The 22,033-nt window shown below is 54.9% G+C and carries 18 protein-coding genes; 6 read left to right on the top strand and 12 right to left on the bottom strand.

Annotated features, from left to right (window positions below; genetic code table 11):
* The first annotated feature begins 39 nt into the window (after positions 1–39).
* Genes ACR0DK_RS16035 through ACR0DK_RS16025 form a run of 3 tightly spaced genes read left to right on the top strand, consistent with a single transcriptional unit; the run spans position 40 to position 6,112 of the window.
* Complete coding sequence (locus tag ACR0DK_RS16035) at positions 40–2,418, top strand: GcvT family protein (protein WP_480737068.1); 2,379 nt, start codon at positions 40–42, stop codon at positions 2,416–2,418.
* Positions 2,415–4,796, top strand: a complete 2,382-nt coding sequence (locus ACR0DK_RS16030; protein WP_480737066.1) for a GcvT family protein — start codon at positions 2,415–2,417, stop codon at positions 4,794–4,796. The genes ACR0DK_RS16035 and ACR0DK_RS16030 overlap by 4 nt, the downstream gene beginning before the upstream one ends.
* Entirely contained in the window at positions 4,793–6,112 is a 1,320-nt protein-coding gene (locus ACR0DK_RS16025) for an aspartate aminotransferase family protein (protein ID WP_480737064.1), read from the top strand. The genes ACR0DK_RS16030 and ACR0DK_RS16025 overlap by 4 nt, the downstream gene beginning before the upstream one ends.
* Here ACR0DK_RS16025 and ACR0DK_RS16020 read toward each other — a convergent pair.
* From ACR0DK_RS16020 to ACR0DK_RS15980, 9 genes are all read right to left on the bottom strand, one after another.
* Complete coding sequence (locus ACR0DK_RS16020) at positions 6,103–6,537, bottom strand: DUF2306 domain-containing protein (RefSeq protein ID WP_223117598.1); 435 nt, start codon at positions 6,535–6,537, stop codon at positions 6,103–6,105. The two genes, ACR0DK_RS16025 and ACR0DK_RS16020, sit on opposite strands and share 10 nt — an antisense overlap.
* A 187-nt stretch (positions 6,538–6,724) precedes the next feature.
* Positions 6,725–8,218, bottom strand: a complete 1,494-nt coding sequence (locus ACR0DK_RS16015) for a cryptochrome/photolyase family protein (RefSeq protein ID WP_480737060.1) — start codon at positions 8,216–8,218, stop codon at positions 6,725–6,727.
* A 9-nt stretch (positions 8,219–8,227) separates the two neighbouring features.
* Positions 8,228–9,469 carry an FAD-binding domain-containing protein gene (locus ACR0DK_RS16010; protein ID WP_480737058.1) on the bottom strand — a complete coding sequence of 414 codons (1,242 nt, stop codon included), beginning with the start codon at positions 9,467–9,469 and terminating at the stop codon, positions 8,228–8,230.
* Positions 9,466–9,597 (bottom strand): DUF2256 domain-containing protein, encoded by a 132-nt coding sequence (locus ACR0DK_RS16005; RefSeq protein ID WP_480537249.1) that lies wholly within the window; start codon positions 9,595–9,597, stop codon positions 9,466–9,468. Before ACR0DK_RS16005 ends, ACR0DK_RS16010 begins: the two co-directional genes overlap by 4 nt.
* Before the next feature lie 2 nt (positions 9,598–9,599).
* On the bottom strand, positions 9,600–11,114 hold the full coding sequence (locus ACR0DK_RS16000) for a cryptochrome/deoxyribodipyrimidine photo-lyase family protein (protein ID WP_480737056.1): 1,515 nt from the start codon (positions 11,112–11,114) through the stop codon (positions 9,600–9,602).
* 421 nt (positions 11,115–11,535) lie between these two features.
* Complete coding sequence (locus ACR0DK_RS15995; protein WP_480737053.1) at positions 11,536–12,864, bottom strand: ATP-binding protein; 1,329 nt, start codon at positions 12,862–12,864, stop codon at positions 11,536–11,538.
* A complete protein-coding gene (locus ACR0DK_RS15990) occupies positions 12,864–13,523 on the bottom strand; it encodes a response regulator transcription factor (RefSeq protein WP_170395997.1) in 660 nt (219 codons plus the stop codon). The genes ACR0DK_RS15995 and ACR0DK_RS15990 overlap by 1 nt, the downstream gene beginning before the upstream one ends.
* Before the next feature lie 38 nt (positions 13,524–13,561).
* Positions 13,562–14,206 carry a PepSY domain-containing protein gene (locus ACR0DK_RS15985; RefSeq protein WP_480707300.1) on the bottom strand — a complete coding sequence of 215 codons (645 nt, stop codon included), beginning with the start codon at positions 14,204–14,206 and terminating at the stop codon, positions 13,562–13,564.
* Positions 14,207–14,340: 134 nt separating this feature from the next.
* The gene (locus ACR0DK_RS15980) at positions 14,341–14,916 is read right to left on the bottom strand and encodes a hypothetical protein (RefSeq protein ID WP_480737051.1); all 576 of its coding nucleotides are present in this window, start codon (positions 14,914–14,916) and stop codon (positions 14,341–14,343) included.
* Between the two features lie 31 nt (positions 14,917–14,947).
* Here ACR0DK_RS15980 and ACR0DK_RS15975 point away from each other — a divergent pair, with 31 nt between their 5' ends.
* Positions 14,948–15,511: a hypothetical protein gene (locus tag ACR0DK_RS15975; protein WP_223117591.1), complete on the top strand. Its 564-nt coding sequence runs from the start codon at positions 14,948–14,950 to the stop codon at positions 15,509–15,511.
* A 253-nt stretch (positions 15,512–15,764) separates the two neighbouring features.
* On the opposite strand, the gene ACR0DK_RS15970 is transcribed toward ACR0DK_RS15975, so the two are convergent.
* Positions 15,765–15,953, bottom strand: a complete 189-nt coding sequence (locus ACR0DK_RS15970) for a hypothetical protein (RefSeq protein WP_170395992.1) — start codon at positions 15,951–15,953, stop codon at positions 15,765–15,767.
* Between the two features lie 329 nt (positions 15,954–16,282).
* On the opposite strand from ACR0DK_RS15970, the gene ACR0DK_RS15965 reads away from it, so the two are divergent.
* Positions 16,283–16,669 (top strand): excinuclease ABC subunit A, encoded by a 387-nt coding sequence (locus tag ACR0DK_RS15965; RefSeq protein ID WP_255612012.1) that lies wholly within the window; start codon positions 16,283–16,285, stop codon positions 16,667–16,669.
* Between the two features lie 238 nt (positions 16,670–16,907).
* Here ACR0DK_RS15965 and ACR0DK_RS15960 read toward each other — a convergent pair whose 3' ends face one another.
* Entirely contained in the window at positions 16,908–18,344 is a 1,437-nt protein-coding gene (locus tag ACR0DK_RS15960) for an arylsulfatase (RefSeq protein WP_170626119.1), read from the bottom strand.
* A gap of 252 nt (positions 18,345–18,596) precedes the next feature.
* Here ACR0DK_RS15960 and ACR0DK_RS15955 point away from each other — a divergent pair, with 252 nt between their 5' ends.
* Positions 18,597–20,543 carry a DUF3604 domain-containing protein gene (locus tag ACR0DK_RS15955; RefSeq protein ID WP_480737047.1) on the top strand — a complete coding sequence of 649 codons (1,947 nt, stop codon included), beginning with the start codon at positions 18,597–18,599 and terminating at the stop codon, positions 20,541–20,543.
* A 197-nt stretch (positions 20,544–20,740) separates the two neighbouring features.
* Here ACR0DK_RS15955 and ACR0DK_RS15950 read toward each other — a convergent pair whose 3' ends face one another.
* Complete coding sequence (locus ACR0DK_RS15950; RefSeq protein WP_170626120.1) at positions 20,741–21,982, bottom strand: dipeptidase; 1,242 nt, start codon at positions 21,980–21,982, stop codon at positions 20,741–20,743.
* Positions 21,983–22,033: the final 51 nt, after the last annotated feature.

The following is a 22,033-nucleotide window of genomic DNA, read 5'->3' as shown; positions in this document are numbered from 1 at the left end:
CCTAGTGGTGCTGAAAAGCTTGCGTCAACAGGGGTTTGCATGAGCCGCATTTTGATCATTGGCGGCGGCGCAATTGGCCTTAGCGTAGCCTATCATCTTGGGAAACGCGGCGCAGATGATGTCACGTTGCTGGAGCGCAACCAGTTGACGTCGGGCACCTCCTGGCATGCGGCGGGGATTGTTGGCCCCTTGCGCGCGACGCCCAATATGACGGTACTTGCCTCTGCCGCGCTTGAGGTCTTTCCGGCGCTGGAGCAAGAGACAGGCATGTCCACCGGATATCGACGCACCGGGGGTTATTGGCTGGCGCGCGAACCGGCGCGCATGGACGAATTTCACCGGATTGCTGACCTCGGCGCGACGCAAGGGTTAACGCCAGCGGTGATCGCTGCGCGCGATGTTCCGCTGCCCGTGCTCGATCTTTCAAAACATGTCGGCGCATTGCATGTGCCGGAAGACGCCAATGTGAACCCGGTCGACCTATGTATGGCCTATGCTCGTGCCGCCAAGACCCTCGGTGTAACGATCCGTGAAGGCGTCGAGGTCGAAAGGCTGATCACCGAAAACAGGAAAGCAAAGGGCGTGGCACTTGCTGACGGCACCACTATGGAAGCGGACCAGGTGGTCATCGCGACAGGAGCCTGGTCGCGAGAGCTGGCTGCGACTGCCGGGGTCGCGCTACCGCTCCAGGCGGTTGAGCATATGTACGTTGTGACCGAACCCTTCCCCGATCTGCCCGACCCTTTCCCAGTGATCCGCGATCTGGATCGAGGCATCTATATCAAGGGCGATGCCGGAAAATTGGTGATTGGCGGATTTGAACCCAATGCCAAATGCTGGAACCCATACGGGCCAGAAGGCAACCGACCTTTCCTTGAGATGGCAGAAGACTGGGATCAGTTTGCCCCTTTTATGGAGGCGGCTTTGGAGCTTTGCCCCGCGTTGGAGCACTTAGGCGTGCAGCATTTCATGAACGGCCCCGAGAGCTTTACCGCCGACACACGCCCACTAGTCGGGGAAACTGACGTTGATCGTCTGTTTGTCGGCGCAGGCATGAACTCGGTGGGTGTTATGTCCTCGGCCGGGATCGGACGCGCCTTGGCCGATTGGATGGTCGATGGCCAACCGCCAATGAACATGTGGGAGGTGGATGTCGCCCGGGTCGACCCACTTACGGCAACGCCCGCGCATTTGGAAGCACGGATGGAAGAGGCCGTCGCGGACCTCTTCAACCTGCATTGGCCTTACAAACAGCCCAAGGCCGGGCGCGGGATGCTTAGGTCCGCACTGCATGATCGATGGGCTGCCCTTGGGGCGCAGTTTGGACAAACCGCCGGGTGGGAGCGAGGGCTTTGGTATGGCGAGGCGCAGGCGTATTCTATTGGCGCTCAAGGATGGTGGCCGATTACCCAAAACGAAGCTGCGTCTATGGCCAAGGGCACGGCCCTGATCGACCTCAGCCCCTTTACCAAGATAGACGTCACGGGGCCGCGTGTTCTTGACGCGCTGAACCAGCTTTGTACCGCGCAGATGGACGTCGCTATCGGCAAAGCAGTTTACACCCAAATCCTGAACGACCGTGGCGGGATCGAGATGGATATCACCGTCTCTCGTCTCGCCGACAGCCGTTTCCATATCACATCGGGTGCCGCGACCCGTGCTCGTGACTTTGCGTTCCTGCGACGCAATCTGGCCGATGGCGTGACGCTGACGGATGTGACCGAGGAGTTTTGCACACTTGGTGTCATGGGCGCAGGCAGTGGCCCGGTGCTGCAGAAACTGGATGCCGGGGTCGCATGGGCAAATGCGCCAATGGGTCAGGTGTGCGAATTTAAGGTCGAAGGCCAAAATGCGCGCGCCACCCGCGTAAGCTTTGTCGGTGAATACGGCTGGGAATTAACCCTTCCCAATGCTGTCGCAGTGCGCGTTTTCGACGCGCTCATCGCTGCAGGCGCTGCGCCGCTTGGGCACTATGCGCTTGATGGCTGCCGGATCGAAAAGGGCTTCAAACACTGGGGCCATGACATTGATCCGACCGTCACACCTTTGGAAGCGGGGCTTGGCTTTACCATCGACTGGAATAAGGACTTCACCGGCAAGGCAGCTTTGCAGGAACAAAAGGAACAGGGCACCCGCAAACGTCTTGTCCTGATGCAAATCGAAGGTTCGGCGTTGATGCTGCACGATGAACCCATCTTTGAAGAGGGTCGACATGTCGGGTTCACAACCTCCGGCGCGCGTGGACCTCGCACCGGGCTGAACCTTTGCTTTGCTCTTGTGTCCACCGACCCAAGTGAGGCGAAAGCTCAAACTTGCGCACGTAGTTTCACGGTAAAGGTCGCTGGCAAAAACTATGCTGCCACCCCGTTGCAGCGCCCGCCCTTTGACCCGAAAAATGAAAGGATGCGTGGACAATGAGCACCGTGACCAAGGCACAGGTTGTCATCATCGGCGGCGGCGCGATGGGCGTCTCGCTGATGTATCATCTGGTCAAAGTGGGTTGGACGGATGTGCTGCTGGTGGAGAAGAACGACCTCACCCATGGCTCAACCTGGCATGCAGCGGGCCTGTGTACCCATTTCGCGCACAATCCGACGATTCAGGAACTGCGTGCCACGTCCGTGCGACTCTATCGGGATATTTTGCCACAGGAGACGGGCCGTGACTGCGGGTTTCACACCACTGGCGCAATGCGGATCACGCGCAACCCGGACCGGATGGATGAGTTTCGCCATGTCGCAGGCCTGTCGGATTTCACGGGCTATCCGCTGGAAGTCCTGGCACCCGAACGCATCGCCGAGTTGCATCCGCTGGCAAGACTCGACGGTCTGTTGGGCGGAATCTATGAACCCGATGACGGCCACGTCGATCCCACGCTTGCCACCAACGCCATGGCTGAGGTGGCACGCCAGGGCGGCGCGCAGATCTGGCGCAACTGCCCAGTAACCGCGATCCGGCGCGATGGCGACCATTGGTTGATCGACACGCCCAAAGGCACGGTTGAGGCGGTACATGCAGTCAACGCGGCTGGCACTTGGGGATGGGAAATCGGCCAAATGATGGGGCTGAACATCCCCTCTGTCCCGGTGCTACACCAATATCTGGTAACCGATACTGTACAGGTCGTGGAAGACCGGATTACTCAGGGGCTGCCTGAACTGCCGATCATCCGCGACCCCGAAGAAAGCTGGTATGTCCGGCAAGAACGCGATGGGCTGATCCTTGGACCTTACGAAAAAGAGGCACAGGTCTGGTCCGTGGATGGCGTCCCGCCCGAATTTGGTGCGGACTTGCTGCCGCCTGACCTAGACCGGGTAGAAGATATCATCGAGGCGGCCATGGCAAGCATTCCAGCGCTGGAAACTGGGGGCATCAAATCGGTCATCAACGGCCCCATCACCTTTACCCCCGACGCCAACCCGCTGATTGGTCCGGCGCATGGGTTGCAAAACGCGTGGTTGCTGACCGGCTCGTCCATGGGTGTGATGGAGGGCGGCGGCGCAGGCTGGTTCCTCGCGCATTGGATGACCCATGGCGCGCCGCCTATGGATGCGCTGGCAGTGGATAGTCGCCGCTTCGGGTCCTGGGCAGATCGCGACTATCGCGTGGCCAAAGCCATTGAGTGTTTCGGCTTACAATTTGGTGTCCACTATCCCCACGAGGAACGACCTGCAGGTCGTGGCCTGCGTCTGTCTCAATTGCATGAGCTGATGGTCGAACGGGGCGCGGTAATGGGAGCGGCCCATGGCTGGGAACGGCCAAACTGGTTCACCGATACACCCGGCGCAGAGGCGATTGAAACCTTCCGCCGCGCCAATTGGTTCGATGCAGTGGCCGCCGAGGTCGATGCCGCCACCAATCGCGTTGCGATGGCCGATCTTTCGGTGTTCTCGAAATTCGATGTCACCGGGCCGGATGTGGCGGCGTTCCTTGAGGCGCTCGGATCCAACCGCGCGCCAGAACCGGGGCGCATCTGCCTGACCCATATGCTAACACCAGCAGGTGGGGTATTGTCAGAGCTCACCGTCACCAGATTGGCCGAGGATCATGCCTACCTGACCTGCGCGGCTGCGGCCGAGGAAATCGACTTGGATCAGTTGATCAAGGCAGCGGCGGCGTTCGAGGTCACCGTTACCAACCGCTGCGAAGATCTGGCCGTGATCGGTGTCATGGGCCCGAAATCACCCGATGTGTTGCCCGAACTCACCAGCATGCCGTGGCTCACCGCGCAGGCAACCGAGATCGCTGGTATCCCCGTGCGAGCCCTGCGCGTGTCCTACCTTGGGGAATGCGGGTGGGAGCTGCATGTTACGCGCGATCAGGCCGTTGCGCTTTTCACCAAACTGGAAGAGACCGCCCAACCCCATGGCCTTGGCTTTTATGGCGCCTATGCCGCCAACTCGATGCGGCTGGAAAAGGGCTATCGCGCTTGGGGAAGCGACCTGACAACGGAACGCAGCCCGCTAGAAGCCGGACTTACACCCTTTGTCCGCAAAGACTTGCGCAACACCCGGCGTCAAGAATGGGACATGGTTCTGCTGGAGATTGAGGCAGGCGAAGTCGATCCGTTCTATGCCCACACGATTTGGCATCGGGAGCACCCGGTTGGGATCATCACCTCCGGTGCTTATGGCCATCGCACCGGCAAGGTGCTCGCACTGGCGTACCTGCGCGACCCAACCGCACGCGAAAACTTGACCGTTTCCATCCTAGGGCAGCACAGGCGGGCAACCATTCTGCCGCGTCCTCCATATGACCCTGACAATACCCGTTTGAAAGCTGGAGCCGCCAAATGATCGAACATCCCCTGCATACCGAGTGGAACTTTGACAGCACCGCGGCGCGGCGTGATCGGTTCTATGCGGCCTCACTGACCCGTTTCACACCGTTCCGGGAACCAATCGTATTTCAGAAGGGGCAAGGTCAGTATCTGTGGGATACGGACGGGCGGAAATACACGGACCTTCTGGGAATGAACGTCTGCATCTCTGTCGGCCATTCGCATCCCCGGGTCGTCGCCGCAGCGATGGAACAGGCGCAAGAACTCACCCATTGTACGACCATGTTCTATCACCCGACGCCTGCGCATTTGGCAGAGGAACTTGCTGCCACAATGCCAAAAGGTCATGACTGGGTGGTGCATCTTACCAATTCGGGGTCTGAGGCCATCGACCTGGCCATGACGATGGCGCGGACCTTCACCGGCAATCTTGATTTGCTCGCTTTGAGGACCGCCTATCATGGACCGACCGCTGCAGCGCAATCAGTCACGGGTATTTCTGGGTGGCGGCACCCGGGCATGCCCGGCAACGTGGCCTTTGTCGCTGATCCGAACCAGTATCGCGGCATTTTTGGCCCCGGCACTGCGCCTTATCTTGATGAGATCACACACACGATCAATGCCGCTACATCCGGCCAGGTGGCCGGGATTTTGGTTGAGAGTGTGCAAGGTTATGGCGGTATCCACCAGATGCCGCCGGGATACATGTCGGGGGCGGCAGAACGAGTACGCACAGCAGGTGGGCTCTATATCGCGGATGAGGTTCAATCCGGTTTCGGCCGCACTGGCGATCACTTCTGGGGGTTTGAGGCGGACGGCGTGGTTCCCGATATAATTGTTATGGCTAAAGGTTTGGGCAATGGCTTTCCTATCGGCGCCGTTGTGGCCAAGAAACATATCGCAGAGCCAATGGCCGAGAAGTTCATGTTCCACACCTATGGAGCGAACCCGACCTCTGCTGCCGCCGCGCGTGCCGTCCTTGCGGTAATGCGCGATGAGGGTTTGCAAGAGAACGCAAAGACCGTTGGTGCAAAGCTGTTGGAGCGCCTGAACGATCTGAAAGCTAAGCATAAGGCCATCGGAGATGTTCGAGGCCACGGTCTGATGCTGGCACTGGAATTCGTGATCGACCGCGACAGCAAAACACCTGACAAGACGATGACGTCCGAGGTCTTCGAGGCTTGCCGCGCACAAGGAATTATCTTATCGAAATCCGGTCCGTTCCAGCAATGCCTACGCATGGTGCCCCCGCTTTGCCTGTCTATGGAGGATGTGGATCAAGTCACAACGAGTCTAGATCAGGCGCTAGGCGATGCGGCGATTCAGATATGAACAGCACCAAAAAGTGTAGTGTTCATGACGCGGCCAGGTAACAGCGTGAACAAGCCCGTTACCACAAGCGCCAAAGCAAATAGGGATATCATAAGCACCTTGTGACGGTTGATGTCTCCCTGACGTGCCGCCTTGCTCGCCAGAAAAAGGCTAACAAGTGTAACCGGAATCAACAGGTGGATGGGAGAGTAGCTCCCCCATAACCGTGTCTGGTGCATGAAAACTGCGGTAAACGCCGTTCCCGCCATAAGTAAGGCCCAAGCATATCCGAACAGCCGATGACAGTGGTTCACCTGATAGGTGCATGATGCCTTAATGACTGAGACGCGCGGCACGATCTTTGTAGCTTTTGGACCAAGCTTGCTGCCAGCGCGGGCTGATGAGTTGTGCCCTCCTTTTTTCGTCGACTTTGAGCCTTCGGCCATCGATCCGCCCATGTACAACCAGCGCACCCGATACCTCTTCGCAGCTGATATATTTATCGGGATGTGCTGCTTTCCAGGTGATCAATCGGGCGCTTTCGTTTTGGGCATTGTTCTTTGCCAACCAGTGCCAAAGCTGATCTTTGGATGTGATCACGATCTCGTCCATGGTGCCCCAGGTAGATCATGTTCAGGTTATCCGCTGCAGAAAGGCTTCGGCGGTCGTGACGTGCTTGTCTTTGACATCCGAGGACATGCGCTCAGCCGTGCGGCACATCATTGCCCATCTTGGATTGCTGGCAAGCGTGCCCGCGTGTTTCAGGATGAAGCGCCAATACAGACCGTCCCATATGTCGGCCCACGGCCCTTTGCCCCAATGGCTCATTTTGCGGATGTAGTTTGAGCCGGAAAAATAGGGCTTCGTTGTGATCAGCCCGCCGTCAGCGTGCTGGCTCATGGCATAGGCGTTGGGAACCATGACCCAATCATAGCTGTCCACGAACATCTCCATGAACCAGCGGTAAACATCGTCAGGATCGATCTCGCAAAGGAACATGAAGCCACCCAGAACCATAAGCCGCTCGATGTGGTGGCAATACCCGGTTTTAAGCACCCTGCGGATCGTGTCGTCCAGCGGATCGATCCCTGTGCTGGCGTCGTAGAATGCGACTGGCATAGTGCGGCGATGGTTCCAGTGATTTGTGGTCCGCATCTTTACGCCTAGGTCATCATAGGTCGCCCGCATAAATTCACGCCATCCGATGATCTGGCGGATGAACCCTTCCACCGAATTCAGCGGAACATTTCTGCGATAGGCATGGGCGAGCGTGGTATTCAAGACTTGTTTCGGCGTCAAAAGTCCAATGTTCAATGCGGGCGTCAGGACAGCGTGCCAAAGCCAGCTTTCGCCTTCGACAATGGCATCCTCATAATCGCCAAACCGATCAAAGCGCCGTTCCAAAAACTGATTTAGCCAGTTGGCCGCTTCTTTGTGGAATGTTGGGTAATAAAGACGATCCAGTGTCCCCAGAGCGTCCGGAAACTCGGCAAGAACGCTGTCTTTTGCCGTTTGATCAATTGCATCATGGGTCGGCCAATCAATCCAAGGCAGGCTTTTGAGCAGCGCTTTGGGGACTTTCTTTCGATTGTCTGCGTCATAGCTCCACTGCCCGCCCACCGGTTGATCGCCATTCATCAGCACGTTCAAACGGCGGCGTTGGCTTTTGTAGAACTCCGCCATGAACCAGCGCTTTCTGCCGGTCGACCAAGCCAGGTTATAGTCTTGTGTGTTCAAGAAGCCTGGGGACGGCTGTAAGTTGATTGTGATGTTTGTAATACCCGCCGCCGCACTTAGGCGTTTTTCGGCGATAAAATCGACAGGATCGACCATGTTCACTTGATCGACGCCGAGTTCTTGCAGGTTCTGAAATAACCGCAAACACGAACCCGCCTCCCGTTCATAGGGCCAGATCGTCGCGTCGAAACCCTGCCTAATCAGATCGTCGCGATATCGGGCCATCGATGACCGGTGCAGCCAAAGCTTTTGCTTGTGCATGTTGGCGGGATAGATCGGGTCGCCAAAGAATAGAGGGTCTTCAAAGAGCACCACTTTGTCCGGCTGGGGAGTCAGACTGGGATGTTGGGCAAACAGTTGGTTAGGGAGCAGCAGGGCAGCGGTTGACAAACTGAGATCTCACTTCGTTACAGCGATAAAATTCAACTGGCTCAGAACGTTCGGTATCTTTTTCTTTAGTCCGAAAAATCCCGCCTTCGCGTGGGGCCATGAGACAGCGTCATAAGGGCGAATTAACCGTTCCAGCGTCAGGCCTGCTTCACGCAAAATAGGCTCAGCACGATCTAACCTGGACCGTACCGGACCTATTGGCGCATAAGCAGTCGCAATTCTTCTTACTCCTGCACTTTGCGCAGCTTCAATTATTGGCAGACTCCAATCATCGGCAGATTGCGCACGCACTTCATGGTCTGACAAAACGCTGTTCATTGCTTCTTTTGCAAAATTCACCGGGATAAATCCAACCGGATTAGGGGAGCGACCGTGGGTTGCCAAAAGTCCTACCACTGCAACGGGCGGTACGGGCATGATGGATGCACCGGTCATGTCATCCTCGCTTACTAGCAATAGAAATGGCTCTTTCGGCTGCATTTGAAGGATTGGAAAAGAAACACGTGGGTGTTCTACCGGTTCGGTCAGCGGTTCTGCGAACTTGGCCAATCCAGTGGGGCGAAATCGGCCTTCGGTATATTTGGCGATGTTGTCAGGTCGGGCGAGGTAGGTCTTGCCTTTCGTGTGCAAGCCCGCGACCCATCGCCAGCTCAATGTGTTCGACGCCGGATCACCATCAATCAGATGTCGCAAAAACAAGTCAGCGCCCAACTGCCAAGGCAGACGCAAGGTGAATATCCAGATTGAGGCAAACCAAATCCGCGCATGGTTATGCAGATAACCGGTGCCCACGAGTTCTTTTGCCCAATGATCAAAGCAGTCTATGCCGGTATTGCCTGACACTGCATCAGTATGGCGGCTTGCCAATGACGTGTCGTTATCAAGTGAGTTAAGCGCGTCCATCAGGTCGCGTTGATAGTGTGACCAGACGCTTGGTCTTTGTTCCAGCCAACCTTTGAAGTAAGCCCGCCAAAAAACTTCTTGCACAAACTTCTCAGCAGTGTCGGGGCTGTGCGACGCCAATACCCGTGTAAGCACCTCCTCTTCGGTCAACAAGCGATGGCGGAGCCATGGTGACAAGACTGATACATTGTTGCGCCGCTCGGTCCCAAAGTCGTAGTTCCGCGTACGAGCATAGTCCTGTCCAGCACGCGTCACGAATTTCTCCAGCCGTTTAAGGCCACCCGCGCGCGTAGGGCTGAAATCGACGGTCTCGGGTAAAGTAATAAGTTCCGGGAACAGTTCAGTCATGCGGCGGATCTGCATTTTTTTGAGCAGTACTTAACCTCATCCCAGACCTTTTCCCATTTCTTGCGCCAAACAAACGGACGCTGACAGACTGAGCAGATTTTCTGCGGTAGATTCGCTTTTTTTCGCATCTTCATTCGGCGTCTCCGAGTGGTAGACTGAGCTGTGCTAGATCCTCTGTCGATCCTGTGCGTTTACGTGTTCTTTTACCGGATTTTCTGCTGGTATGTTTTGACATGATCTTTTTGGATCCATCACGGAATTCATCGCCTCGGCGGACCCTCCAGACCCTTTCGCGCGCGGCTTTGACGGCCGCCAAATGATCAAAGACGCGTGCAGGATAGGCAAAGCCTATGATCTGCCCTGCGTTCGGTGCCGTCCAAGGTTCATGGATGTACGGGTCAGAGATCGGTGCCAATTCGGGCACCCATTTTCGAATGAACTGCTCATGCGGGTCCTGATCACACCCCTGTTTCACTGGATTGTAGGTGCGCACCGTATTGATGCCCGTGGTTCCCGATTGCATCTGCACTTGGCTACAATGAATACCCGGCTCGTAATCCGAAAACATCCGCGTCAAATGCAAACCTCGAGCCCACCAATCAAGCCAGAGGTGATAGCTAGCCGTGGCCGTTACCATTGCCCGCATCCGAAAATTCAGCCACCCAGTCGCTGAAAATGACCGCATGCAAGCATCAAAAAACGGATACCCCGTTTCCCCCCTTGACCATGTGGAACGTAAATCCGCGTGGGGCTCCCGAGGACGAAGACTATCGTAGAGCGGATTTAAATTCTCCGACTCCATCCGCGGTTCGTCCTCAAGCTTTTGAATAAAGTGGCAATGCCAATGGAGCCGGCTGGAATATGATCGGAGAGATTTGCGCCAATTTCTGGCATTCGCAGGCAATGAACGACGCTGTCGATCCGTCGCTTGCTTCACTTCACGCATCGAAAACGCACCCCATGCAAGATAAGGCGAAATGCGCGAGCACGCGACTGGGCCCTCAATAGGGCTCGACACTTCGTGCCGATATCGTTTGCCGCGGCTGATCAGATAACTATCCAAGGAATCAAGTCCCGCACGGCGGCCACCAAATTGGCGGTGGGCGCATGGATCATCCGCCAGGTTAAGGTCACACCGGATCGGCGTGGGGCCGAGCTCTATGTCTAAAGGGGTAAGTTGCGTTGACGAAGACACGAGTCGCTCCATAAACTCTGTCCAACGGGCCGCCCAGCCATCGCGGGATTTAAGCGGAAGAAACACACCATGGTTCCGAACCTGGGTCCAAGGAATACCTATCTGCCTGCACCACGCGCTAAATTCACGATCCCGCCGATAGGTCCAATCATTTCCCTTTTCATCATGTGACCAAAGGGCTTCGATCAGTCGGCTGGTCGCCAAATCAGACAGCACCTGTGTCACCCGACCCATACGTAAGATGAGCAGTTGGCCCAAGTCCGCTAAATCTCCACGCAATTCAGCAAGTGTTTCGGTAACAAAGTCCCAATGTCGCGCCGCGGCATCGGGTTGCTGCCAAAGCTCGGGCTCAACCACATAAAGCGGCAAAACCTGACCGATACGAGACGCCTGCGCCAGCGCCTCATGATCATCGACCCGGAGATCGCGTTTGAACCATACAACCTGCACGTAATCTCCCTTTTGATAGAATACGTGAAAGCTCTTACGTTGGATCTGCCGTCCGACAAGTCACCTACCAGTGTCAGACTTGAGCACAATGAACTCTGGCAAACCGCACTCAAACAAGAACTCGAATGTCCACAAATTTTTCGGTTCGATACTGCTCCGAATTCGCGTTTGCACCGAATTTCCATTCTTAGGAGCTACGTAGCCGGGTATCTAAAGGTAACTGGAAAGCAAGTTTGGGTCGTTCGTTTATGGCTCAATGTCAGCTCTGGGCGCATCGGTGCGTTTGGGGTGAGGCGCAGCATTTGGGAGATTGGGCACGAAGCAGTCGTTGTTTGAACTCAACTCAATGTCTGCTCTACGGACAAAGCCGCCTTTTGATTGCTTGCGATCAACGACTATTTCTAACCAGATGCGGCCACCTTTAGCTTAATATAAGTATTCGGCAGGCCAAGCCGCCAAGATCCGCTGATTTCTCCAGTTTTAGTTTGCCGCCGTAAGCGTTCATCAGATCAACACAGATTGCCAAACCCAATCCTGTGCCGCTGACAGAGGTATCCAACCGACCTCCGGATCGAACTACTCCCTCACGTGCATCCTTCGGAATACCTTGTCCGTCATCCTCAACGCAAATCTCAATGCCGCCGTCTACACGCTTTGCGGCGATGTGAATTGTTGTCCGACACCACTTGAGCGCGTTGTCGAGGAGGTTTCCCATCACCTCTTCGATGTCCTGAGTATCCATTCGAACCTGAATCCCATCCTCACAATCTGTCGTCAGAGATTTTCCTTCGCGTTCTGCCATGACCGAAAACAGTCTGGATAACCTGTTGACGGAATTGGTAAGGTCAGTTCGTGAATGCGTAAGTTCTGCGGTGTTCGACGCTCGCATACGCGCAAGTGAGCGCTTTAGCTGAGCATCAATTCGATTTAACGCGTCATCTGCAGATTCGATATCTGCACCCGCGTCCGACAAAGTCGCCAGTTCATTTCTGAGAATTGCCGTCGGTGTTTTGAGCGCATGTGCCAGATCCGCAGCTTGTCGCCGAGAACCAGACACAATTTCACGATTCCTGTGCAGCAATTTATTTAGGTCCTCAACAAGCGGCGAAACCTCTTCTGGGTAATCTTCCGGATTCAAGTCATCTCCCTTGTCCCAGCGATGCACCACATCTGCGCGCAGTTTTTTGAGTGGGCCAATAATTGCTGACATCAACAACAACGAACCGGCAACTCCAATCAAACCAACCAATCCAAAAACCGGTAGCAAGTTGTTTTGCGCGGCTCTGCGTTCGCTTATCAGCTCTCGCCTGCTTTCGGCGACCGTTACGCCCCACTCAGTTCCGTCTTCGAATGTGATTCTCTGATATGCGCTACGAACGGCTTCGCTGTCCGGACCTGTGGTGTTCCAAACGATTGCCTCTTCGCTCACACGTACAGGTTCGGAAATTGTCTCGTCAAAGAGCGAGGCTGATGTGAATGTAGCCCCGTTTCCATCGGTAACCTGCCAGTATCTGCCTGAATACGGCGTTCCATAGGCTGGATCGAATATCAGTTCGCGCAATGCCTCAGGGTTATGCGTCGTTGCGCTCAAACCGACAACGAGTTGGGTGTGCCGGTCACGTAGCGTCTGGTCGAATTGTTCCAGAACACGTGTGTTGATGTACGAAAACACAATCAACGTTCCGACGCCGACAGAAAGCGCGCCTGTCGCAAGGCCGCCAAGCAAAGCGCGTTGGCGCAGCGATAACATCAGGCCGTATCGATCATATAGCCGCGTCCTCTGACCGTTGTAATAAGGTCAGAGCCCAGTTTCTTTCGCAGCCGGGTTATGAAGACGGCAATGGTGTTCGAATCCCTGTCACCGTCATATTCATAGATATGCTCTGACAACTCGGTACGTGACACCATGCGTCCGATGTTGTGGGCAAGGTATGTCAGAACTGCGATCTCTTGCGCCGTCAGATCAACAGGAATGCCGCCCACGCTGACGCGACCGTTTCGCGTATCGAGCATAACGTCCCCCATTTCGATAACCGGGTTTAACTGACCGCTTTGTCGGCGCAGGATGGCCCGTACACGAGCGGCCAGCTCGGGCATGTGAAATGGCTTGGTCATATAGTCATCAGCACCTGCATCAAGACCATCCACCCGCTCGCTCCACCCATCGCGGGCGGTGAGGATCAACACGGGTGTCTTGACGCCCGCGCTGCGCCATTCGCGCAGGACAGAAATACCGTCGCGTTCCGGCAACCCGATGTCGAGGATGATCATGTCGTAAGGTTCGGTCGCACCTAGGTGCAGGGCGTCAGTACCATTCTTGGCCACATCTACCACGCGGCCTTCTGCGCTAAGAAGTTTCTTAATCTGCTCGCATAGCTGCGGTTCATCTTCGGCCAGAAGTACTCTCATATTCAAAAACTACAGTCACAACTGCTTTGGTTTAAGCCCTATTTTTTACCGTTGCCCTTGCCGTTCCCGCCAGAGTTGCCGTCGCCGTTTCCACCGCTGTTTCCGCCACCATTGCCGCTGCCGTTACCACCGCTATTACCTCCTCCGTTTCCACCACCATTTCCACCTCCATTGCCGCCGCCGTTGCCATTGCCGCCGCCGTTGCCATTGCCACCGCCGTTGCCATTGCCGCCGCCGTTTCCACCAGCATTGCTATTGCCACCGCTTTTGCCGTTGTTTCCACGGCTCGCAGAAGCTCCACGATTGCTGTTGGTGTCGCGGCTGTTGTTGGCGTTGGCGGGGTTCGAACGGGCTGCTTTCGATATTTGACGCCCAACACTGGATCGATTGGAAACGACTGTACCGGTCTGTGCATCCACAATGACACTGACAATTTTTCCATCGGGCTTTTTGACTAGAATACGATAGTAAATTTGATCAGCCTGAAACGCGCGCGCATCGACAGGGGTGCCGCCATAGGCTTTTTCGACACCTTTGATAACCCGTTTCAAACGAATGGTGTCCCCGGTCAGGGTCGCTTTGCGCAGTTCACCTTGCTTGAGCTCGCGTGTCTGGGCAGCCGCTTCCCCAACAGGCAAAGCAACAATCAGGCTTGCTACCACCAAGATCACTTTCGCGCGCATGAAAGTCCTCGTATTTCGCGGCTAGAGACTACGTCTTTCGACATGAACCGATGATGAACAAGCAGTTAGCCCTGCGTTCAAGCACCCTCAAGTTAAATGGCAAGAAGCATTGGGGATTCGTGCGTGAATCGAGACTATTGAACATAGCGAGTTGTTTCAGAAAACTGATACCCGCTGATTTCAACCGAGGAGGTCGATATGAAAATCACCAGTTTGAGACTGCTAAAAGCATCGACCCTGGCAATCGCGTTGTTGGGATCTACAGCCATCGTAGCTACCGTTGCGGTGCCGGATATTGCATTTGCAAAGGAGGGCAAAGGCAATAGCGGTGGAAAGGGTAACGGTGGAGGCAACGGCAAAGGCGGCGATAAAGGAAACGGTAGAGGCAACGGCGGCGGAAAAGGCAATAGCGATGGCAAAGGGAACTCCGCCAGCGGAGATCGTGGTGACCACAGTTTCGCCGGTAACAAAGGCGGAAAGAAAGGTGCCGACAAAAGTTTTGGTGGCCGAAACACCGGGAAATCCAAGACAAAATCTTCGCGCTCTGCTTTGGGCAAGGGCGGTCGTTTTTCCTTGAAGGATATCTTTAGCGGCAAAGGCAAGTCGAGAACGGTTGCCACATCTGGAAAACGCTCGACCACCAGCGGTAGCAAACAAAAGCCCAGGACGTACAAGAAGCCTTCGAAAACAGTAATTGTCGAAGAGTCCATTCGCCCAGCGGTCAGGGAAAAGGGGAACAAGATGGCGGCACTTCTTGGTGCCCACCCGTCTGAGTTAGGGGCGCTCAATGCCGCCAACGCCAGCGCAACTGCATTAGAAAATGCAGCACCCAATTCCCGCGTAGGCCGAATTGCCAATTATCGAGATACCGTGTTGGCCGGAGAACCCTTGCGCGAAGAGCTTGAGGAACAATTGGAAGAGCTCGCTGGCTTGGAGCCGCCGGAGCGGACTGTTCCTGAGATTGAAGAAGACCTGGAAGCCGCGTTGAGTGAAGTCCAGGAAAACCAGGAACGCGTCGAGGATCTCGAACAAGCTCTGGAAGACGCAGGGGGAACAGACCCAGAGATTGAGGAGCAATTGGATGAAGCCCGCGCTGATTTGGACTCTTCGATCGAAGCAGCGCAGGACCTGAACGATGAACGTCAGGCTGCCGTCGAATACGAAGAAGCGGCTGAACAGGTGCAAGAACTGGCTGACCAGGTCGAGGAACAGGAATTGACCGAACGGGAAGCCCTAGAAGCCGCCGCAAACAAGCCCGTGACCGACGCCGTTGAACATGAGGTAAAGGCGCTGTTGGGTCTGTAACGAAAGACAACGGCTCTCTGCGTCAATCAACCCTCAGTACTGACCACTCACGGAAGTACTAAAGCCCGGGTCAGCCAAAGGCTTCACAGGATGGGTAGCGGCTGGCCGGATACTTTTGCAAATCAAGGGCTACGCCCTTTTTCCCAAAGGCATAAGAAAGAAATCCCGCCCCATAACTGGAGCGGGATTTAGTTTTCAATTCCAATATCTAGGACGAATACCGGGAATTGTTTGGGGGTCTGCTGAACTGCCTTCAGACGTTGTTATGTGCCTCGGAAAGCCGCTTGTTTTTGACGATCTGTGTTAATGCATTTTCGATAGGAGGGAAGCGACCACTGCTCGATTTGGTGGTGGTTGACAAACGTTCTCCGGCGATTTTGCCGGAGGTTTGCATCACAGCTGTTGTGCTGGACTCTTCAGTCACAAAGGCAGACTTGATCATGCGTTTCCCCTTGTCAGCGATCAAACGGAACAACGTCCCTATTGATCCAACACCGTCACTATGCCTGAGACTGTTTGAACACTCTGAGAATACATTGTTCACGTTCAGTTAATGTTGTTCGCGAAATAAAGACAAACGAATAGGCGGGCGACCAGATGGAGGAAGAACATCCCGTTTTGATGCTTTAGTTGAATTTGCGATGACAATCGCAGCCGATGATTTCAGCTCGTGAACAAACTGCTGCATCGGAAAGCGACTCTTCGCTTATGAACTCGCTAAGGCCCATTCAAGATCATATCTAGGCTAAGAAGCTGAAAAAGGCGCTGGGAATGAAAAAGATTGTTGGGATTCTAGCGGTGGCACTTACCGTGCAAGGCGCGTCATTTGCGAACGCCAGTGTCAGCTTGTGGAGCCTTAGCACGGGGCACGTTAGCGGAACCGGCGCCACCTCGCCGATCCATGTGAAATCCAAATCCGGACATTGTCCGCCGGGCTTGGCAAAAAAGGCAATCCCGTGCGTACCGCCTGGACAGGCAAAGAAATATCGACGTGGCGATTACATCTATGATGGGTATGTCCGCATTGATGATCCCAGCCGTTGGGGACTACGGCGCAACGGATATTACGTGCGTGCCGGAGATTATGTTTACGAAGTAAACCGTGAAACACATGAAGTGCTGAACCTGATAGGGGCAATCGCCGACATTCTGAATTGAGAGCTGGTATCGCTCACCACCTTGAAGCACTGTTTGCGGCCATTCGGTTGGATTGCGGCAGTCGAAAGTATGGACTCGCTACGGCCATTCACTGTGGTGCGCTTGGACTGGTGGTGAGAGCCCTGAGCGGACCTTGATCGCCGTTTAGGGCTTCGCTCTTGCAGCAAGTCGCGAACTGCAAAAAAAGGTCGTTAGACCTAATGACGACTAAAGGCGAGTGTGCAGACAAAGACGCCGTTCAGTTTTTGGGTGGTTCGTAGGGATCGGGCGTTCCCGGTGGAATCGGAGGGTATTCCTCGAAGGTAGCGATGTGCTCTTGCAGCTGCGGAAGCGCCTTTTCGACCGCCCACGTGTAAGGGAAAAGTACACTTTCGCGCTCGTGTGGATCGTTCAATAGATTGTAGACCCTTGGTGTGTCGAAAGACTCCGTTGCACCAAAAGCCGTCGTATTCTCTTTGAAAAGAACTTTCCAATCCTTCCATTTTACGCCGAATATTTGCTCGCCCATGTAAACGATCACGCCTTCTCGGTTTGAATTTGGCTGGACACCAAGAAAGAACTTCGACTGGTCGATGCCATCAAACGCCCTGTCATCAGGCAGCTTGCCGCCTGCAAATGCCGCAAGTGTCGGATAGAGGTCCATCGAATGGACAACATCGTTGCTTGCTGAACCCGCGGGAATCTTACCCGGCCACTTGATCGCAAAAGGCACGCGCATGCTTCCTTCGAGGCTGGTGAACAGAGTGCCACGCCAGGGCCCGGCGGTGCCATGTACCGCTGGCACGGGCGAGACATTTGCGTTTCCAACCGGAAGAGCTTCGGGGCCATTGTCAGCAGTAAATATCACCACAGTGTCGTCGGAAACACCTGCCGCCTCGATCGCATCCACGATGCGCCCGACATAGGTATCTGTTTGAAGCAGAATATCGGCCCAAACACCATTACCGGTGGCACCATCAAATTCCTCGGACGCGATATTTGGATAGTGAGTCTGAGTATAGGCAAGATAGATAAAAAACGGCGCTTCTTCGGCACTCTTCGCTTTGATAAACTCGATAGCCTTTTTCGTCAGGTCGCCGTCTATCTCGCCGCGATAGTCGAGATCGTAGTCCCGCGCGATGGTTGCTGGCTCACCTGCAACACCCTGCATCACAACAGGCTCTTCCAAGTTGGCTTCAGCAAATCCCGGAAGCGTGCGCCAGACTGTAACGTCAGTGGTCTCAACTCCGAAAAATTCGTCGAATCCTTGATTCGTTGGATATCGTCCTTCGGTCCAGCCAAGGTGCCACTTGCCGTACATGGCCGTGTTGTATCCCACATCCTTTAGCATCTCGGCCATCGTGATTTCCCACTGAGTTAGGCCGTAGACACCGCCGCCTAGTGGGACCGTGTGGTTGCCGCTCCGGATGCCATATCGTCCCGTCATGGTCGCTGCGCGGGACGGCGTGCACTGGCTTTCCACGTTGAAGTTCGTGAGTCGCAGTCCCTCCGCGGCGAGGGCATCCATCTCGGGGGTCGCTGTACCTCGGATTATGCCACCTCCATTGAACCCGGGTTCACCCCAACCAAAATTATCTAGAAATATGAATACGATGTTTGGTTTATCTTGAGCTGAAGCTCCCGTGGCAAATTGAAGGGATAAGGCCAGTAGGAATGTTCGCGACAACCATTTCATAACAACGCCTCCAATCAAGATCACAGGTTCAAGTCTGACGATCCAGGCCACAAGTCGTCAAGAACACCCACTCGTTGCGGTATTTTCTCACAACGGCTGAGCGTTAAAGAATTGGGCGAAGCTGCGGTCCGATTTTGGTCGAACTTCCCCCGGGGTCCTTGTGCAAAACTAAGAAAAACTGTTGTTTTCCTTGACGAACAGCCGGCTCAGATGTTGCCATGGGCTGGCATTCAGCTCGGCTGGGAGGTTCAAATGAAGTTTTTTCTGACGACATCAACAGCAATAGTTTCCGCAGCATTCATAACAAGCTCTTCACATGCTCAAGAGGCCGCTCAAGGTGGGCAAGTTGGAGAGATGACCATATCAGTTGATGATATGCGTGAACCCGCGCCTGCTGATTTCTCACCTTATGCAGGTCGAAACTTTCCTACACGACCTCTGTGGGGTGACACTCACCTGCACACGTCAAATTCGCTCGACGCGCGGGGGTTTGGCGTCATCCTGAGCCCAGACGATGCTTATAGATTTGCACGCGGTGAGGAAGTCACTACGTCGCACGGCCTTCGGGTGCAGTTATCGCGTCCCCTCGACTGGCTTGTCGTATCCGATCACTCGGACGCCATGGGCGCCATGAATGAAATCGTAGCAGGGAACTCCACTCTGATGCGAGACCCAACGCTTCGAGACTGGAACGAGCGCCTCAACGCTGGTGGGGACGTTGCGCTTGGTGCAACAATGGAAGTTATTGAAACCTTTGCGGGCATCACCGGAGACGCTCTTCCCGAGGCTGTTTCAGATCGCAGGTTCGTACAATCCGTTTGGGACGAATTCACGCAAACTGCGGATCATCACAACGACCCCGGCGCATTCACTGCGTTCATCGGGTACGAATGGACGTCCACAGAAGGAGGCAACAACCTCCACCGCAACGTGATCTACCGAGATGATGCCATTCGCGCACGGCAGATGCTGCCATTCACAACCGCAGAAACTTTTAATCCCGAACGTTTGTGGGACTGGATGGAAGCTTATGAACTAGAGACCGGCGGCCGTGTGCTGGCCCTTGCCCACAACGGTAACGTCTCCAATGGCCTGATGTTTCCTGTCGAGACCAACCCTGAAACGGGTGAACCATTGACAGAAGATTACGCAGAGCGGCGCGCCAAGTGGGAGCCGATGTATGAGATCACCCAGATCAAGGGCGATGGAGAAACCCACCCGTTTCTCAGCCCGAATGATGAGTTCGCGGACTATGAAACCTGGGATAAGTCAAATCTGGGTCCGACACCCAAAGAAGACTGGATGCTTCAGTACGAATACGCGCGTGAGGCTTTGAAGAATGGTCTTAAACTAGAGGCTCAACTCGGCACCAATCCATACAAGTTCGGAGTAGTGGGCTCGACCGACAGCCATACGGCTTTGGCAACGGCGGAAGAAGACAATTTCTTTGGCAAACACTCCGGTGTCGAACCGGAACCTGGCCGTTGGCAGCATGTCGTTGGCGAGTTCGATACGACAAGGATTCTTGGGTGGGAAATGGCAGCCTCAGGTTACGCTGCAGTCTGGGCAGAAGATAACACGCGCGAAGCGATATTCGATGCCATGGAGAGGAAAGAAGTATATGGGACGACTGGTAGTCGCATCGCGGTTCGCTTCTTTGGTGGCTGGGACTTTACTGAAGCTGATGCAAAATCTCGTTTGCCCGCCGACGTCGGATATGAAAAAGGCGTTCCGATGGGTGGGGACCTCGCAACCGCTACAGAAGGCGCGGACGCCCCTACATTCCTGGTTGCTGCCCTGAAAGACCCGTTTTCCGGCAATCTCGACCGTATTCAGATTGTGAAAGGCTGGTTAAATGCCAACGGCGACACTGAAGAGCGGGTTTATGACGTGGCATGGTCGGGAGACCGCGAACCTGATGCGGACGGCAACCTACCGGCGGTAGGGAATACCGTGGATGTTGCAACGGGTACGTTTACCAATTCGATAGGATCCCCGGAGCTGATCACTGTTTGGACGGACCCTGAATTCGATCCTTCTGTGCGGGCTTTCTACTACGCCCGCGTCCTTGAAATTCCCACGCCGAGGTGGACAATTTACGATGCCGTTCGGTTCGGAGACGAATTGCCTGCTGAAGTGCCGACCTCAACACAGGAACGCGCTTACACTTCGCCAATTTGGTATACTCCCGGGGGGTGAAATATACCAAATACCTACGTCGTTGCTGTAAAAGCCCGGCAGTTCAGGTCGCCGCAACACTAGGCTAATCCGTTCATGCGACCGTCCGCTAAGAGCTAAACTCGGTCATTCGCAACCGATCGTAAAAACGTCCGCTTTGGGACCGGACGAGAATTTACGGCACATTTTTTGGGAGGGTAGAGGCAAGCTCCATACGGTTACCGCGAATAGAATCCATCACGAAGTTCTTGCCTCAGACGCAAACGCTCAGGGTATTCTTTCATGAATTGCTCGGGTGGTTTGCCTTCCCAAACTTGCGCATAAACCCGCATTTTGTTGCCGCCATAGATCTTTGCAAGGTCCTCGTTTGAATAGCCCCGCGCCCAAAGGTCATCGGTTATCGCCGCAAGGATTTTGGCGAGTTCGCCGTTGCCGGTAGCCCCTTTGTTGAACGCGTCGATCATGTAGCCGCCATCATCGTACATACTCGCATTGTCAGTCGCCCACTGCACGACGAGTTCAAGTGAGAACATGTCATCCGTTGCGATTCCGACATGGTCAACTCCTACAAGTCGGACGTAATAGTCGATCATGTCAGCGGCCTGCTTGGGTGAGATATCTTCAGGCCAGACGCCGTCCATCATCCATTCAGTGAAGGTCGGAGAAATGTAGCCGCCCGATTTGGCCGCGCGCAGCGCCTCGTCGTCGGGAATGGCACGATAACACCCGCGCAGCGTCGCATTCGGTTCATTCGCGTAAAGACCAGCAGGGACAGAGTGCGTGTAAACATAAGGCACACCGGGATAGGTCTCATCCATGTAGTCCATTGCGTCATTGGCCGTTTTTGAGCCAGTATGGCTCAGGTCCAGCAGGATACCGAACCTCACCATTTCATCGATGACCGACTTCCCCCAAGGGGTCAGACCAATATCGCGCCCGTTGTAGGCCGCCAATTGTCCTGAACCTGTGCGGAAGATGTCATTGTAGGCCAGGATCATACTCTTGATCCCCATATCCTTGAGCACCGCCATCTTCTTAAGGTCGCCGTCCAGGATCGTAGCCGTTTGGCTGTTCCAGATGACCGCCGTTTTGCCTTGTAAATGGGCAGCTTCGATATCGCGGGTTTCATTCACAATCAGGTAGTTTTCCGGTTGCTGCGCCATGGCCGCACGGAAGTGGTAATGCTGATCCAGAAAGGTTTCGAAAGACATATCTGCAGCAGCCAGCGTCATTTCGTGCCCTGTGATACCGTTCTCGCGAGCACGCTCAAAGTATGTGTGAAGCTGCTCGTCTTCGGTCCAGCCGGTGCCGTGGGGGCTGGCCAACATGCCAAGGACAATTGCGTCCTGCACAAATTGCTTCGCCTCATCTGACGCTTCCCAAGTCTTGCTTTCCTCGCTGGCGTTCAATGCGCCCCCAATAGCAATCGCTATGGCACCTAGGGCTAACAAGGTCTTCATGTCCGAACCTCCCAATCTACTTTGCTTTTTGGTTGCCACTCTCGAACCACC

Source organism: Ruegeria sp. CE6, from assembly GCF_056537485.1.
Note: the sequence above shows the minus strand (reverse complement) of the source record. Positions and strands in the feature narration are given on the sequence as shown.

Bases quoted from the DNA above. Each gene is read 5' to 3' on its own strand.
- ACR0DK_RS15970 (WP_170395992.1), bottom strand. From the start codon at position 15,953: ATGATCAAGTCTGCCTTTGTGACTGAAGAGTCCAGCACAACAGCTGTG.
- ACR0DK_RS15955 (WP_480737047.1), top strand. From the start codon at position 18,597: ATGAAGTTTTTTCTGACGACATCAACAGCAATAGTTTCCGCAGCATTC.
- ACR0DK_RS16035 (WP_480737068.1), top strand. From the start codon at position 40: ATGAGCCGCATTTTGATCATTGGCGGCGGCGCAATTGGCCTTAGCGTA.
- ACR0DK_RS15990 (WP_170395997.1), bottom strand. From the start codon at position 13,523: ATGAGAGTACTTCTGGCCGAAGATGAACCGCAGCTATGCGAGCAGATT.
- ACR0DK_RS15950 (WP_170626120.1), bottom strand. From the start codon at position 21,982: ATGAAGACCTTGTTAGCCCTAGGTGCCATAGCGATTGCTATTGGGGGC.
- ACR0DK_RS15965 (WP_255612012.1), top strand. From the start codon at position 16,283: ATGAAAAAGATTGTTGGGATTCTAGCGGTGGCACTTACCGTGCAAGGC.
- ACR0DK_RS15985 (WP_480707300.1), bottom strand. From the start codon at position 14,206: ATGCGCGCGAAAGTGATCTTGGTGGTAGCAAGCCTGATTGTTGCTTTG.
- ACR0DK_RS16030 (WP_480737066.1), top strand. From the start codon at position 2,415: ATGAGCACCGTGACCAAGGCACAGGTTGTCATCATCGGCGGCGGCGCG.
- ACR0DK_RS16025 (WP_480737064.1), top strand. From the start codon at position 4,793: ATGATCGAACATCCCCTGCATACCGAGTGGAACTTTGACAGCACCGCG.
- ACR0DK_RS15995 (WP_480737053.1), bottom strand. From the start codon at position 12,864: ATGTTATCGCTGCGCCAACGCGCTTTGCTTGGCGGCCTTGCGACAGGC.
- ACR0DK_RS16020 (WP_223117598.1), bottom strand. From the start codon at position 6,537: ATGGCCGAAGGCTCAAAGTCGACGAAAAAAGGAGGGCACAACTCATCA.
- ACR0DK_RS15975 (WP_223117591.1), top strand. From the start codon at position 14,948: ATGGCGGCACTTCTTGGTGCCCACCCGTCTGAGTTAGGGGCGCTCAAT.
- ACR0DK_RS15980 (WP_480737051.1), bottom strand. From the start codon at position 14,916: ATGGACTCTTCGACAATTACTGTTTTCGAAGGCTTCTTGTACGTCCTG.
- ACR0DK_RS16010 (WP_480737058.1), bottom strand. From the start codon at position 9,469: ATGACTGAACTGTTCCCGGAACTTATTACTTTACCCGAGACCGTCGAT.
- ACR0DK_RS16005 (WP_480537249.1), bottom strand. From the start codon at position 9,597: ATGCGAAAAAAAGCGAATCTACCGCAGAAAATCTGCTCAGTCTGTCAG.
- ACR0DK_RS15960 (WP_170626119.1), bottom strand. From the start codon at position 18,344: ATGAAATGGTTGTCGCGAACATTCCTACTGGCCTTATCCCTTCAATTT.